Below are 13,728 nucleotides of genomic sequence, written 5' to 3'. Positions count from 1 at the left end.
CCAGTGTCGCATCGCCGCCGCAATAACTATCATTTTTGATAACTGTATTGCTGAAGTCCTATGAATATTTTCGCAAAGCAACTATACTCATGGCTCTTTAAAAAATCATCGTCACGCTGGCGGCCAGCCATCCGCGCCAGAGTTCGTACGCATTCCGCTTTTTCCCTCTGTAAAAAGCACCTTTCCCCCGCGCGGCAGGCGCGGGCGTGATGACCGAGTCTTGCCCTGGTCGACTGTTACCGTTGTCATTTTCGCTGTGTTGCCGCTTTACTAAAAAGCCGGGCGCCGGCGCGCGGTGCGCCGTCATGTTTTGCGACGTCACGTTTCACTCTATTTAGTTCACGACAGTATGCTGAGTTCCATCTTTGCCGTATCGAACGATACCTTGCCGTACATCTACGGCACGCACAATGCCTGGCTGGTGCTGTTTTCCATCGGCATCGCCATCTTTGCCTCGTTCATGGCCCTGCAGATCGCCGGCATGGCGCGCAGCAGCGAGCGCGGCTTCCAGCGCCAGACGGCCATCGTCACGGGCGCCATCGCGCTGGGCGGCGGCATCTGGTCGATGCACTTCATCGGCATGCTGGCTTTCGACATCTGCACGCGCGTCTCCTTCGAGCCCGGCCTGACCCTGCTGTCCATGCTGCCCGGCGTGGCGGCGTCGTGGGTGGCGCTGCACTTGCTGGCGCGTCCGAGCATCAACTGGCGCCAGCTGGTGGTGGGCGGCGTGCTCGTCGGCGTGGGCATCGGTTCCATGCATTACAGCGGCATGGCCGCCATGCAGACCTCGCTGACCCTGCACTACGAGCCGTGGCTGTTCGCGCTGTCGCTGCTGGTGGCCGTTACCATGGCCATGCTGGCGCTGTGGGTGCGCTTCGGCCTGAGCGCCATGCGCCAGCGCCTCAGTCCGCTGGCGTCCTTGCTGCTCAGCAGTGTGGTGATGGGCCTGGCTATTTCCGGCATGCATTACACGGGCATGCTGGCGGCACGCTTTTCCGGCACGCCCACGGCAGGCGAGAACACGATCACCGTGCAAGCCTCGTTCGTGGCGCTGGCCGTGGCCCTGATCACCATCACCCTGACCGTCTTCGTGGCGGCCGCGAACGGCTTGCTGCGCTACCGCCAGCTGCTGCGCCACGCCAGCGTCAGCGAATCGCGCCTGCGCGCCATCGTCGACACGGCGGCCGATGGCCTGATCACCATCGACGGCCAGGGCAAGGTGCGCTCCTTCAATCCCGCCGCGGAAAGCCTGTTCGGCTGGCGCGAAGCGGACATCGTGGGGCGCGACGCCAGCGTGCTGCTGCAGCCGGCCGACGCGGCTGAATACGAGGGCTATCTGCGCGACTACCTGGAAACGGGCGCTTCGCGCATCCTCGACAGCGGACGCGAACTCGATGGCTGCCACAAGGATGGCGCCGTACTGCCCATGCGCGTGGCGATCGGCAAGATCGACATGCCGGCGCAGCCCCTGTTCGTGGCCTTCGTCACGGACATGCGTTCTTCGCGCAGCATGGAGCAGGCGCTGAAGGACAGCGAGCGCCAGTACCGCACCCTGATCCGCAACATCCCCGGCGTGTCCTTCCACTGCAGCTTCGCGCCCGAATGGAAGATGATCTTCATCAGCGATGCCGTCTTCAACCTGACGGGCTGGATGCCGCAGGACTTCGCCGAAGGGCGGGTCAGGCTGTTCGACCTCGTGCATCCGGACGACCGCCAGCGCGTCAACGACACCTGTGTGCAGGCGGCCGGCGAAAAACGCGATTTCGAGAACGTCTATCGCATGATCCACCGCGACGGGCGCGAGCGCTGGGTGCGCGAAAGCAGCGGCCCCGTGCTCGACAACGACGGCGTGGTGCGCTGGATCGACGGCGTCATCCTCGACATCACGGAAAGCGAATTGCGCAACGCCGAATACGAAGGCAAGGTGACGGCCATCTCGCGCGCGACGGCGGTCGCGGAGTTCGATCTGCAGGGGCGCATCCTGGCGGCCAACCAGAATTTCCTCGACCTGGTCGGCTACCGGCTCGACGACGTGCTGGGCCTGCACCACAGCATCTTCTGCGAACCTGCCCACGTGACTTCGCCCGACTACATCGCGTTCTGGCAGCACCTGGCGGGCGGCGAATTCAATACGGGCGAATACAAGCGCATCGGCAAGGATGGCCGGGAAGTGTGGATACAGGCTTCGTACAACCCGATCTTCAACACGGACGGCAAGCCGTTCAAGGTGGTCAAGCTGGCCACCGACGTGAGCGAACGGCGCGCCATGCAGGAAAACCTGCGCGCGGCGAAAGACCGCGCCGAGCTGGCCGCCGAATCGAAGACCAGCTTTCTGGCCAACATGAGCCATGAAATCCGCACGCCGATGAACGCCATCATCGGTTTTACGGAAGTGCTGCTGGGGACCGCCCTGGACAGCCTGCAGCGCCGTCACCTGGGCACGGTGCGCCAGTCGGCCCGTTCGCTGCTCGAGCTGCTCAACGACATCCTCGACACGGCCAAACTGGAAAAAGGCGCCACCGAGCTGGAACTGGTGGACTTTTCGCTGCCCGACCTGGTCGACCACGTGGCCGCGTCCCTGCGCATCACGGCGCACGCGCGCGACCTGGTGCTGCATGTCGATGTCGATCCCGGCATGGGCCAGTTCTTCCTCGGCGACGCGCGCCGGGTGCAGCAGGTGCTGACGAATCTGATCGGCAACGCCGTCAAGTTCACGGAAGTGGGCCATGTGCGCGTGGCCGTCGACATGCAGGGCGAGCAGGTGCACATCGCCGTGCACGACACGGGCATCGGCATCCCCGCCGACCGCCTGGACAAGATCTTTGCGCCGTTTACGCAAGCCGATTCCTCGATGAGCCGCCGCTTTGGCGGCACGGGCCTGGGTACGACGATTTCGCTGCAGCTGGTCGAGCTGATGGGTGGCACCATCACGGTGGAGAGCACCCTGGGCGTGGGCAGCGTGTTCCACGTGCTGCTGCCGCTGGCGCCGGGCAAGGCCGTGTCGCGCCGCAGCGAGCAGCCCGTGGTGGCCTTGCCGCCGCTGCGCATCCTGGCCGCCGACGACGTGCCGCAGAACGTGGAGCTGCTGCTGATCAGCCTGGGCGCGGCCGGCCACCAGGTGATCGCCGCCAGCGACGGCGAGAGCGCCGTGCGCGAGTTCAGCAAGGGCAGCTTTGACATCGTCCTGATGGACGTGCAGATGCCGCGCATGGATGGCCTGGAAGCGACGCGCCTGATCCGCGTGTTCGAGCGCGAGCAGGGCTTGAAGGCGACGCCCATCATCGCCCTGACGGCCAGCGTGCTGGAACAGGACCGCCGCGCCGCGCAGACGGCCGGCATGAACGGCTTCGCCTCGAAACCGCTGGAAATGCACAAGCTGACGGCGGAAATCGCCCGCCTGCTCGATATCGCCGTGGCCATGCCGCCGCCGGCGGCCGGCGCGGCGGCGCGTGCGGCCGCCGGGCAGGTCGACTGGCAGCGCGGCATCGCCCTGTGGGGCGGCCGCGAAGCCCTGCAGCGGGCGATCGGCCGCTTCGTGCAGGCCAATGGCGACTGCGCCGCCATGCTGGCGGCGGAGCTGGAGCGCGGCGGCAGCAGCGTGGCCGGCCACCTGCTGCACCGTATCAAGGGCGCGGCGGGCAACCTGTGCCTGGTGCAGGTGGAAAGCCTGCTGGGCCGCATCGAGCAGGCGATCGCGCGCCAGCTGCCGGCCACCGAATTGCTGGTGCAGCTGGCCGCCGCCTTCATGGCGCTGGCCGGCGAACTGGAAGAAATGGGGATGCCGGCCGTGGCCATGGAAGCGCCGGCCGCCAGCGCGCCCCTCGATGCATCGGCCGTGGGCGCCTTGCTGCGGCAAGCCATCGCCAGCCTGGAGGGCGGGCAGCTGGACGACGCCCTGATGGCGCAGATCGCCGCCATGCTGGCGCCGCACGGCCAGCAGCAGCGCCTGCAGGCGCTGGCCAGCGCCATCGACGACTTTGAATTTGCGCGTGCCGTGGGCGTGCTGCGCCAGCTGCTGGCGTGGCTCGAGGCGCCAACGCCTGCCGACCTTTCCTGATATTGGACTGACGATGACCTTACAAGAAGACAAACCGATCCTGCTGCTGGTCGACGACGAAGCGACGAATCTGCAGGTGCTGCGCCAGATCCTGCAGGACGATTACCGCCTGCTGTACGCCAAGGATGGCGAGAAGGCGCTGGAACTGGCGCAGAACAACCCCGTCGAACTGATCCTGCTCGACATCATGATGCCGGCCATGACGGGCTATGAAGTGTGCCGCCAGCTGAAAGCCATGCCGGTCACTGCCGCGATTCCCGTCATTTTCGTCACCGCCCTGTGCGATGTGAAGGACGAGGCGGACGGTTTTGACGCGGGCGCCGTCGACTACATCACGAAACCCGTCAGCCCGCCCATCGTGCGCGCCCGCGTGCGCACGCATTTGTCGCTGGTGGATGCCGAGGAATTGCGCCGCTCGCGCCTGCAGGTGATCCAGACCCTGGGCCAGGCGGCCGAATACAAGGACAACGAGACGGGCATGCACGTCATCCGCATGAGCTATTACGCGCGCCAGCTGGCGCTGGCGGCCGGCTACAGCGCGGCCAGGGCGGAAGATTTATTGAACGCGGCACCGATGCATGACGTGGGCAAGATCGGCATCCCCGACGCCATCCTGCAAAAGCCGGGCAAGCTCGATGCGGACGAATGGAACGTCATGCGCAGCCACGCGGAAATCGGCGCGGCCATCATCGGCGAGCACGCGGGCGGCCTGCTGAAAATGGCGCGCACCATCGCCCTGACGCACCACGAGAAATGGGATGGCAGCGGCTATCCGCAAGGCTTGAAAGGCGAGGAAATCCCGCATGAGGGCCGCATCGTCGCCATCGCCGACGTCTTCGACGCGCTCACCAGCGAGCGCCCGTACAAGCCCGCCTGGACGGTGTCGGACGCGATCGCCACCATGCAGCGCGACAGCGGCACGCATTTCGATCCCGCGCTGCTGGCGCTGTTCATCGAGCAGCTGCCGGCCATGCTGGAGATCAAGGACAAGTGGCGCGAGCCGGCGTAGGGCGCATCTGCCCAGGGCGGGGCCACGCGCAGGCGGTCGGCCAGCAACTGTGCATACGCAGGGCTGTCGCCGAATGTCAGCTGCGAGCACGCCATGGCCTGGCCCAAGGTTGCCATGTGGCGCGATGACATGGCATAGGCAAGTTTGCCGGGCTGTCGGCGCGATGGATACATGAAACCATGGATTTGGCCTTTCTCCTGTGAAATGATCTGGTCCAGCTGCCAGCCCAGCCATTGGCACCAGGCATGATCGGGACTGCGCAATTGATCGTAGATACCCAGGCGGCTGGCGGCCAGCCCTGTCAGGTCGAGCAATTGCAGCGGGGCGCTGAACGACAGGGTGGCGATCAGCGCCAGTTCCGCACCATGCGCGATATAAAAGGTGCCCGGACGCGTCACGTCGTTCTGGCAAAGCTGGGCTTCCCAGGCCGCCGTGTAGGCATCGTCCGCAAGATACGCCCAGTGATAGGGGAAGCCGGCCGCATCTGCCAGTTCGGCGGGTGGGCCGAAGCGATATGTGCGCTGGACTTTCAATGGCCAGATGGACGCCGCGTTCCATGCGGCGCGCACCAGGGCCTGGCCTGCTGGATGGGTGATGATATGGCTCAATAATTCAGCGCGCAGCGATGCCAGCGCCGGCAGGCGCACGGTCATTTCTGGCGGGACGGGCGTATCTTTCAGTTGCAACGTCATGCGGGGCTAGCCTACGATGTCGGCCATGCCCCTATGCTGCCACTTCGCCGCCGCCAGCACCTTGCGCAATCTCTCGCTGGCAGGCAAATCCAGCAGCGTTTGCTGACTGGGATGCACTTCGGCCCGCGTTTCGAACGATTTTCCTGCAAGCATCTCTGCCGGCGAAAGTTCGTTGAGTTCGTCGGCGCTGCTGACCCAGAAGGCATGGATGTCACTACCGGGCTGGCCGGCGAGAATGGCCAGTACGGGCGCAATCAGTTCCGGCACGGGCTGGACAAATTGCCAAGCCGGAAACTCCTTGCCGATACTGCGTCCCTTGGGTGTCACGCAATAGAACCGCTGGCTTTCCACGGCGCGATATAGCGACGCCTGCGACAGTGCCACCCATCCTTGCCCAATCACATCGGACACCTTGAGTTTTGACACGGGAAGCTGGAGTGGTATGCCCGTCGGCGCTGCGCGCAGCGATGCGCGCGCAGCATCGAGCGCGCGCGTGGCCAGGTCGATCAGGCGCTCGCGCTCGGGACCTTGCGCCAACAGGTCGAGTTGTGCGCTCACCAATTGCGAGAATTGCTCCACTACCCGCAGGTCGTTGTCGGTCCATTCCTGGCGTTCGGGTGCCAGGGTATCGTGATGCAGATGCGCTGTCATGTTCGCTCCTCGGGTATATGCGCCAGGCGTCTTACACACAAGATTATCATGTTTCGCAACTTTATCAAGCGAAAAGCGCATTTTTCCGGCATCGGACAGCGAGATATATGCGGCCGATCAGGGCAAGTTGTCCGGCAACCGCAAAATCCGACGTATCTCCAGGATCGCCTGGGGGCTTTCCTGCACGCTGTGCCACGAGGGGATGACTTTTTCCGACAGCGCGCCGTCGAGGTGGGCGCTGGCGTAGGGCACCACGCCATCGCTGGAGTCCGCCAGCGGCAGGTCCGGCGTGTCGTTGCCCATGATGGAGTAGTAGCGCACGTTCGGGCTGATGGGCAGGTCCGCCACCAGGCGCACGAACGGGTCCTTGTCGCTGAGGTTATCGATGCTGTTGGGGATGCGCAGCGGCTCGCTGCTGCCCGTGTCGAGCTGCGCCAGGCTGCCGGCCGCGTCGGACAGCTGGTCGAGCATGGTGATCGGCAAGGTGACGAGGTTGGCGATCCAGCGCGCCACCTTGTGGTTGGCGAACGAGGTGCCGCGGTGCGGCGCGGCGATGAAGATGGCGCGGTTGACCTGCGGCATGGCCGTGAAATTGAGGTAGGGCGCCAGCCCGGCGCGCACTTTTTCCGCCTTCTTGCCCTTCAAATTGTATTCTTCCGTGATGGCGTCGAGCAGGGTGTTGCTGGCGTCGGACACCATCAGGCGCGCCAGCACGCCGCCCATGCTGTGGCCGATCAAGACCATGTCGTTCGCGGCCGTCGCCTTGCCCGCCGGGTCGAATTGCGCCAGGGTGGCGGCCAGCGCCTTGCGGATGGCGGCGTTGTTGGCGGCCAGCGGCGCGTTGCTCGGGTAGTACACCTGCCATATTTGATAGCGGCGGCGCAGCTGCTCGTCGCCCATCAGTTCATTCGCCACGTTGATCCACGCTTCCGGACTGCTGGCCAGGCCGTGCAGCATGACGATGGTGCGCTTGTTCGGGTCGTAGGGCTGCATCAGGTGCACCTGCGGGCGCGAAATGCCGTCGGCGCGGCCGAACAGGGTGCGCAGCGCCTGTACGCCGAAGCCGGAGCGGGCCAGCCACAGGCCATAGCCGGCCGTGAAGTTGGCCGCCACGGGCAATTCCTGGCCCGCCATGCGCGTCGATTCGCTGCGCGTCGGGTCGACCAGCATCACCAGCAGCTGCTGCGTGGCCAATACCTCCTGCAGGCTGTTGCCGTCGAAGCGGATCAGCGCCGTGACGACGGGGAAGCGGGTTTCCTGGTACGGTACATACTCGCCTTTCGACGCCGGGGGCTTGGGCATGACGGCGACCAGGTCGGCGCCGAAGCCGTCGCGCCGGTACACATTGCGCAGGCCGGAAAACGACAGCGAGGTGGCCGGCAGCAGTTCTTCGGGCAGGGTGCCGTCGTCGGGCAGGCGCAGGGCCGACAGTTCGCTGTCGATCTGCCAGCCGGCGACGCGGATCACATGGCCGTCCGGGCGGTATTCGCCGCGGTGGCGGAACAGGTTGCCGACGGCTTTTTGCACGGCGTAGTTATAGTAGTCGCGGATCTGCGTCTGGCGTTCCTCGAAGGCGCGCTGGCCCGGCGTGCGCGTCGTGTAGAACAGGTAGGCGTAGGCGTAGCGGGCCGATTCCAGCCACGCGGCCAGCAGTTCGGCGCTGGGGTGGCCGCCCTGTTTTTCTTCCGCCAGGGCGCTTTCCAGCCATAATTCGGAGAGCGTGGCCAGGCGCTGCTCGTCGCTGAGCAGCTCGGAACGGGCCAGGTCGGCGCGGCAGCTGCCCGTATTGGCTTCGCAGGCGGCGATGTCGCTGCCGATGATGCGCAGCACCTCGCTGGCCGCGGCGCTGAGTTTGCCCGTGGTGAGAATGTCGCCGCGCCGCTGCTGCAGGTAGTCGGCCGGGGAAATGGCGCTGACGGTGACGGCGGCGCAGCCGCTCAGCAGCGCCGCGGCGCACAGGAGGGCGCATACGCGCAGACGCCGCATCAGCATGGGGGTGCGCCTTAGAACGAGTAGACCAGGGTCAGCGACGTTTGCGTATCCGTGTTCTTCTTGTCATCGGGCACGCGCGTATCGTTGCGGGCGCTGAAGGCGGCCTTCATCTGCATGGTGCCGTTGATTTTCGTGCTGAGGGCCGTTTCGGCGATCGAGTGGGTGTTCGAGGTGCCCCGTTCCACGCTGACCGTCTGCGTAAACATGGCCGACTGGCTGATCTTCCACTTCATGGCGGCAGCGCCGCGCACCGTCAGGCCGTGTTCCGACTCGCCCGTGTCGTTGGTGCCGCTGAAATAGCCAGGACCGACTTCCACGTCGACGCTCTTGTCGCTCGACTGGTACCAGCGCGAGCCGTGACCGACGGCCAGGGTCGAGTATTTGGTGTAGGCGCCGAACTTGTCGTTTACGTGCGAGGCCAGCACGAACAGCTTTTCATGGTCGGCCATCAGCTTGTAGGCGGCCTTGGCGGAAGCGGAAAAGCGCTCGGCCGAGCGTTCGCGGATCTTTTGTCCCTCGTCGTTCGTCGTTTCATCTTCCTTGAAATAGCCGCTGAAGATGTACTGGTTGCTCCAGTCGTCGAGTTCCTGGCGCGCGTCGATCTTGCCCGTGACGGAGGTGCCGACCGTATTGCCCGAGGTGGTGATGGCACCCAGTTCGGCGGAAGTGCTCCAGCTGCCGATGGGGATTTCATCGAACAGCATGCTTTGTTTGGTGTCTGCGGCAGCGGCGTTGCCGCATGCGCTGGCCATGGCCAGCGCCAGTGCGAGAGAGTGGGTCGATTTCATGGCTGTATTGGTCTGTGGCGCGCGCCAGGCGCGCCTGCTGTTCGTTAGTGGCAGTGGTGGCGATGCAGGCCGCGGCAAGCCGGGCGGCACCTGAAACAGGAGCGCGCGGGCGCGGCCAAACATTGTCGAGGCTGTATTGTACCCGACCCCGTCAACGTTCGCCGCACGCTGCGGCGCGCCCGAATGCGGCTATATGGATTGCCCGCGCCTGCACGCCGGGGCTGGCAAGTGGCGCGCGCCTGGCGTATGCTGCGCCTATTTGCTGCCTGATCTTTACAAGGAATTCCCCGTGCGCTGCCTGGTCATCGAAGACGAAGCCGAAACTTCCCGCTATATCTGTGCCGGCCTGCGCGAGGCGGGCCACGACATCACCGCTTGCGACAATGGCATCGACGGCATGCGCCTGGCCTGCGGCGAAGACTGGGATGCGCTGGTGCTCGACCGCCTGCTGCCCGGCGAGATCGATGGCCTGGCCATCGTCGCGCGCTTGCGCGGCATGGGCCGCAACACGCCCGTGCTGGTGCTGTCGGCCCTGTCGAGCGTCGACGAACGCGTGCGCGGCTTGCGCAGCGGCGGCGACGATTACCTGTCGAAACCGTTCGCCATCGCCGAACTGCTGGCGCGCATCGAGGCGCTGCTGCGCCGCGCCGCGCCCGTGCCCGAATCGACGCAGCTGCAGGTGGCCGACCTGGTGCTCGACATGCGCACCATGCGCGTGACGCGCGCCAACCGGCAAATCGCCCTGCAGCCGCGCGAATTTCGCCTGCTCGAATACCTGATGCGCCACCAGGGCCAGTCCGTCACGCGCGCCATGCTGCTCGAAGCCGTGTGGGACTACCATTTCGACCCGCAGACCAACGTCATCGACGTGCAGGTGAGCCGTTTGCGCACCAAGGTGGACAAGGAATTTTCGCCGCCGCTGATCCACACGGTGCGCGGCGTCGGCTACACCCTGGGCGTGCTCGACAGTGCGTAACTTGCACCGCTCGATCGCGGCCCGGCTGGCGCTCGGCTATGGCGTGCTGGTGGTCGTGTCGATCAGCATCGTCTGCGCCGTCTTCTATTTCGGCACCATCGGCGTGCTGGACCGCAGCGTGGACCGCAAGCTTACCCTGCTCTCGGAGCGCCTCGCCGCGCTGTACGAGCAGGGCGGCAGCAGCCGCACGACGGCGGAAATCGCCCATCTGCTGACCGACCGCACCGACAGCGACACGGAGATCTTCTTGCTGGTCGATGCCGATGGCCGCCGCGTGGCGGGCAACCTGTCGTCCTGGCCTGACGTGGGCAGCCCTGTGGGCCGCCTGCTGCACCGCGACGTCACGCGCGAAGGCCGCCGGGTGCCCGCGCGCATGCTGATCCGCGACCTGGCGGGCGGCGCGCGCCTGTTCGTCGGGCGCGACATGGAAGAGGGCAAGTCGATCCGCACCCTGGTGCTGCGCTCGCTGGCCTATGGCGGCGGGGTGGCCATCCTGCTGGTGGCGGCGGGCGCCTGGCTGTTCCGGCGCCAGCTCGAGGCGCGCATCGGGCAGATCCGCCGCACGGCGGGCGAGATCGAGGCGGGCGACCTGAGCCGGCGCATTCCCGTCTCCAGCGAGGATGAATTCGGCTTGCTGAGCCGCGACATCAACCGCATGCTCGACCGCATCGAACACCTGATGGAGGGCGTGCGCCACGTGTCGAACGCCATCGCGCATGACTTGCGCACACCCTTGGGGCGCATCCGCAACAAGCTCGATGGCGCCTTGCGCCAGCAGCAAAGCGTGGCCGGCTACGAAAGTGCGGCGCAGGCGGCCATCGACGACATCGACGACCTGACGCGCGTGTTCGACAAGCTGCTGCAGATCGCGGCGGCCGAATCGGGCATGCGTCCCGAGAATTTCGATGACATTGACCTGCATCAGATCGGCGCCGACATCGTGGAAATGTATGAAGCGACGGCCGACGAACAGGGCGTGCTGCTGGTGCAGATGTATGGCGAGGGCGTGCCGGCGCGGGGCGACCGCAACCTGCTGGGCAGCGCCCTGGCCAGCCTGGTCGACAACGCCATCAAGTACGCGGGGCAGGGCGCCACGGTGGAAGTGTCGGCCGGCAGCGACGCGCAGGGCAGCTGGCTGGCCGTGCGCGACAACGGCCCCGGCGTGCCGGCCGAGGAATTGCCGAAGCTGACGCAGCGCTTCTACCGGCTTGACAAGAGCCGCCATTTGCCCGGCAATGGCCTGGGCCTGTCCATCGTGGCGGCCATCGCGGCCCTGCATGGGGGCAGCCTGGAGATCGAGGACGCGGCGCCGGGCTTGCGGCTGCGTTTGCGGCTGCCGCGCTAAGGCACCGCTGCCAGGCCGGCGTGGCGTATCGGCACATTACCAACTTGTAACCCCCTTCGTTTTCACCTCCCCCTATCATCCGCTCTACCCGCAACAGACGGCTGCCAGCGCGCAGCCGCCCGTTGCGGGCTGCCTGCGGCCGTCGCCGCGTCCCGTTTATCCAGACCCGTCGTAGAGCCGTTCGCATGCATACTTTTACCGCCACCGGCGACAACGCCGCGCCGCAGCAGCCGGCACTGCGCCAGCATGGGCACCGCCTCAAGGCTGCGCTGGGTGCCATCGTCTTTCCCGTGCAGCGCGCGCGCTGGCAAGCCTTCGTCGCCGGCACGCCTGGCCTGGCGGCGCTGGCGCAAGCCCATCCCAGCCTGCTGTACAAGATTTACCGCCCCTACGCCAGCCGCCGCCTCGGCTGCGCGGCGAGGGTGGATCTGCTGCGCGGGCATTACCGCTTCCTGTGGCAGGCGGGCGCGCGGCCGCTGGTGGAATACGCGGCGCGCCGCGCGCTGGTGCTGGCCACCATCGAGGGCAAGGATGGCGCCACCTACCGCCTGCAGCTGACGGCCATCCACGACAGCCACCGCGAGGGCGACCTGTGCCTGCGCCTGACGCGCGACGGCGTGTCGCTGTACCTGGCCAGTTTCCTGTTCCGTCCCCAGCCCGGCGGCTGCGCCATCCAGCTGGGCGCCTTGCAGGGCTTGCGCTCGCCCGCCGGCGCGCAGGCGGTGAAGGAAGCGACGCGGGCGCTGCACGGCTGCCGGCCGAAAAACCTGATGGTGGCCGCCCTGCGCGACCTGGGCGATTTTTTCGGCTGCGGCCACCTGGACCTGGTCAGCAACGCCAACCGCATCGCGCTGAACTGGCGCCGGCGCCGCCACATCTCGTGCGATTACGACCTGGCGTGGCGCGAGCTGCATGCGCTGCCTGCCGGCGACGGCAATTACCGCCTGCCATGCGGCCCGTGCCGGATGCCGGACCTGGAACTGGTGCCGTCGAAAAAACGCGCCGATGCGCGCCGCCGCGGCGCCATGCTGGTACAGCTGGCGGCGGACATGCGCTGGCAAGTGGCTGCCCTGCTGCAGCCGCAATGAAGGCGCAGGCCGGTCTTTTTTGACCTGCGCGGCTTTTTTGCGGGGCGGCCCGGCGCAAGCGGCGCGATCGGCGTATACTTATCGGCGTTGTTAACCTGAAGCCAGTCACCCCATGCCAGCACAATTCCCCACTTCGCGCATGCGCCGCCTGCGCGCGACCCCGCAACTGCGCGAGCTGTTCCGCGAAACCGAGATCAATCCGCAGGACCTGGTCCTGCCGATCTTCGTCGACGAAGGCAGCAGCGATTTCATCGACATCAAGTCCATGCCCGGCGTGCGCCGCATTCCGGAAGCGAAGCTGGCGCAGGAAATCGAGCGCTACGCGCGCGCCGGCCTGCGCTCCGTCATGACCTTCGGCATTTCGCACCACAAGGACAGCCACGGCACGGACACCCTGAACCCGGACGGCCTGGTGGCGCGCATGTCGCGCATCATCAAGGACGCCGTGCCGGAAATGGTGGTCATGTCCGACACCTGCTTCTGCGAATACACGGACCACGGCCATTGCGGCATCCTGCATGGCGACACGGTCGACAATGACAGCACGGTGCTGAACCTGGGCAAGCAGGCCGTCATCGCGGCCCAGGCGGGCGCCGACATCATCGCCCCTTCGGCCGCCATGGATGGCCAGGTGGCGGCCATCCGCAGCGCGCTCGACGCGGCCGGTTTCCACGACACGCCCGTGATGGCGTATTCGACCAAGTTCGCCTCCGGCCTGTACGGCCCGTTCCGCGACGCGGCCGGCAGCACCCTGAAGGGCGACCGCAAGACCTACCAGATGGACCCGATGAACCGCCGCGAAGCGGTGCGCGAGTCCTTGATCGACGAAGCCGAAGGCGCCGATGCGCTGATGGTCAAGCCGGCCGGTGCCTACCTGGACATCATCCGCGACCTGCGCGAAGCGACGCGTTTGCCGATCGGCGCCTACCAGGTCAGCGGCGAATACGCGATGATCAAGTTCGCCGCCCAGGCGGGCGCCATCGACGAGCGCCGCGTGGTGCAGGAAACCCTGGGCGCCATCAAGCGCGCGGGCGCGGACATGATCTTTACGTACTTCGCGATGGATGTGCTGAATAATCCGTACTAAGTAAATCAACGCGGGGCAGGGCAGGCGCCTTTTCAGCTATCAT

Annotated in this window: 9 protein-coding genes; 6 read left to right on the top strand and 3 right to left on the bottom strand. The window is 66.1% G+C overall.

The window, feature by feature from the left end; translation table 11 throughout:
- Positions 1–349: 349 nt before the first annotated feature.
- Both AC1RJW_RS19030 and AC1RJW_RS19025 read left to right on the top strand, forming a co-directional pair.
- The gene (locus AC1RJW_RS19030; protein ID WP_493046365.1) at positions 350–4,057 is read left to right on the top strand and encodes a PAS domain S-box protein; all 3,708 of its coding nucleotides are present in this window, start codon (positions 350–352) and stop codon (positions 4,055–4,057) included.
- A 13-nt stretch (positions 4,058–4,070) separates the two neighbouring features.
- Positions 4,071–5,066, top strand: a complete 996-nt coding sequence (locus AC1RJW_RS19025; RefSeq protein WP_493046364.1) for a response regulator — start codon at positions 4,071–4,073, stop codon at positions 5,064–5,066.
- Between the two features lie 698 nt (positions 5,067–5,764).
- Here the strand turns inward: AC1RJW_RS19025 and AC1RJW_RS19020 are convergent.
- The 3 genes from AC1RJW_RS19020 to AC1RJW_RS19010 all read right to left on the bottom strand — a co-directional run bounded on the left by AC1RJW_RS19020 (position 5,765) and on the right by AC1RJW_RS19010 (position 9,189).
- The gene (locus tag AC1RJW_RS19020) at positions 5,765–6,409 is read right to left on the bottom strand and encodes a hypothetical protein (protein ID WP_493046363.1); all 645 of its coding nucleotides are present in this window, start codon (positions 6,407–6,409) and stop codon (positions 5,765–5,767) included.
- Positions 6,410–6,526: 117 nt separating this feature from the next.
- Positions 6,527–8,401, bottom strand: a complete 1,875-nt coding sequence (locus tag AC1RJW_RS19015; RefSeq protein ID WP_493046362.1) for an esterase/lipase family protein — start codon at positions 8,399–8,401, stop codon at positions 6,527–6,529.
- An 11-nt stretch (positions 8,402–8,412) separates the two neighbouring features.
- Positions 8,413–9,189 (bottom strand): DUF481 domain-containing protein, encoded by a 777-nt coding sequence (locus tag AC1RJW_RS19010; protein WP_493046361.1) that lies wholly within the window; start codon positions 9,187–9,189, stop codon positions 8,413–8,415.
- Between the two features lie 289 nt (positions 9,190–9,478).
- On the opposite strand from AC1RJW_RS19010, the gene AC1RJW_RS19005 reads away from it, so the two are divergent.
- The 4 genes from AC1RJW_RS19005 (at position 9,479) to hemB (ending at position 13,685) form a co-directional block, all read left to right on the top strand.
- Positions 9,479–10,165 (top strand): winged helix-turn-helix domain-containing protein, encoded by a 687-nt coding sequence (locus tag AC1RJW_RS19005; RefSeq protein ID WP_493046505.1) that lies wholly within the window; start codon positions 9,479–9,481, stop codon positions 10,163–10,165.
- Positions 10,158–11,510 carry a sensor histidine kinase gene (locus AC1RJW_RS19000; protein ID WP_493046360.1) on the top strand — a complete coding sequence of 451 codons (1,353 nt, stop codon included), beginning with the start codon at positions 10,158–10,160 and terminating at the stop codon, positions 11,508–11,510. Before AC1RJW_RS19005 ends, AC1RJW_RS19000 begins: the two co-directional genes overlap by 8 nt.
- 185 nt (positions 11,511–11,695) lie before the next feature.
- On the top strand, positions 11,696–12,598 hold the full coding sequence (locus AC1RJW_RS18995) for a VirK/YbjX family protein (protein WP_493046359.1): 903 nt from the start codon (positions 11,696–11,698) through the stop codon (positions 12,596–12,598).
- Between the two features lie 112 nt (positions 12,599–12,710).
- Positions 12,711–13,685 carry a porphobilinogen synthase gene (hemB, locus tag AC1RJW_RS18990; RefSeq protein ID WP_475414975.1) on the top strand — a complete coding sequence of 325 codons (975 nt, stop codon included), beginning with the start codon at positions 12,711–12,713 and terminating at the stop codon, positions 13,683–13,685.
- Positions 13,686–13,728 lie beyond the last annotated feature (43 nt).

This window comes from Janthinobacterium sp. GW822-FHT07A03 (genome assembly GCF_058798815.1).
This window is presented reverse-complemented; position numbering and strand designations above follow the sequence as displayed.